Source organism: Wolbachia endosymbiont of Drosophila leontia (assembly GCF_028981785.1).
Classification (GTDB): Bacteria; Pseudomonadota; Alphaproteobacteria; order Rickettsiales; family Anaplasmataceae; genus Wolbachia; species Wolbachia pipientis.
Genome location: NZ_JAPQLK010000120.1, coordinates 1 through 1,620, shown reverse-complemented (window position 1 = coordinate 1,620; position 1,620 = coordinate 1). Strand labels below are relative to the sequence as shown.

The window sequence follows — 1,620 nt, the reverse complement described above, 5'->3', positions numbered from 1 at the left end:
CTTGGATAGCTTTTTTGCATAGATATACCTCTTTCTTAACTATGCTTATTTTACCTCATATTTTCGAGATCCTTAACAGGTTCTTAGAAATAAATTGAGAAAAATGCAATTTTTTATAAAGATCGATTGAAATTTCCGAGCTTCAGTTATATTGTTAATCTATTCAGATAGAAATTAGAAACTATTGTGTCAAATAAAATAGGTTTTTGGGCTATTTTTGCCTTAGTGATTAGTAGCCAAATTGGCTCTGGAATTTTTATGCTTCCAATTAGCCTTGCTCCATATGGCATGTATAGCCTTATAAGCTGGATAATATCAGGGCTTGGTGCTATATCTCTTGCTTTAGTTTTTGCCTCACTCTGCACAAAATTTCCGGAAACGGGTGGCCCTCACGTCTATGTAAAGCATGCTTTTGGCCCTGCTGCAGCTTTTTTTGTTGGTTGGACGTATTGGGTGATCTCATGGGTTAGCACAACAGCCGTAATAGTTGTGGGTGTTGGTTATCTTACACCATTTTTCCATGAAGATATTCAAAACGTACATCTGTTTTTAGAGATGTTATTACTTACAATTATTACACTAATAAATTTTAGAGGAGTAGCTACTGCTGGACGTGTTGAGTTTTTATTGACGGTGATAAAAATTTCTGTATTGCTTGTAATACCTATAGCAGCATTGTTTTTTTTTGATAGAAATAACTTCATCATAAGTGAAGAAATATCAAATCTTACAACATCGCAGATTCTTGCCCGTTCTACACTTATTACTCTATGGGGTTTTATTGGAGTTGAATTGGCAACAGCACCTGCAGGGTCAGTTGATAATCCAGCTAGAACAATACCAAGAGCTGTGGTACTTGGAACAATCTCTGTTGCTGTTGTGTATTTTATCAACAATCTTGCAATTATGGGATTAATAAATGGCAATGATTTAGCAAGTTCAAGAGCACCATATGTTGACGCAATAAAAATTATGGCCTCTGGCAATTGGCACTTGATTATTTCTATAACTGCGTTCATTTTTTGTGTTGGTACTTTAAACGCTTGGGTACTAGCTAGTGGACAAGTGGCCCTTGGCCTTGCAAAAGATAAACTGATGCCACAGTTTTTTGCTCAAAGAAACAAGCACGGTTCTCCTTTCTGGGGCATAACAACTAGCTCAGTTGGAACTGCAACTTTACTAATCCTCACTTCAAGCAACAATTTTGCTAAGCAGATCACATCAATTATCGACTTTTCTGTAGTTTCATTTTTATTTGTTTACCTTGCATGCAGTCTTGCTTCTCTCAAAGTTATTGTGCAAGAAAAGAGTTGTTACAAATTTTTAATTGGCAGTATAGCAACAACCTTTTGCTGCTGGGTAATATTTGAAACTTCTGTGAATACCTCGCTGATCGCAAGCTTATTCACTGCAAGTGGCGTACCTCTTTATTTATTTTGGTATCGCAGAGTTTCTGTATAGCAAATGTTATGTATCTGTTCAGCAGAGTGGCAAAATAAGGTAGACGAGAAAAGACAACTATAGGAAGAAATGGGTGTCATGCCAGTGCGTGACACTGGGATGGCTTTGTTGCATCGCTAGCTATGATGGATTAAAGATAAAAAAGATGGAGAATATCAG

General features: G+C 36.7%; 1 protein-coding gene. It reads left to right on the top strand.

Going from position 1 to position 1,620, the window contains the following annotated elements; genetic code table 11:
* Positions 1 to 186: 186 nt before the first annotated feature.
* A complete protein-coding gene (locus OZD63_RS03810) occupies positions 187 to 1,461 on the top strand; it encodes an APC family permease (RefSeq protein ID WP_275008166.1) in 1,275 nt (424 codons plus the stop codon).
* The last annotated feature ends 159 nt before the right edge of the window (positions 1,462 to 1,620 follow it).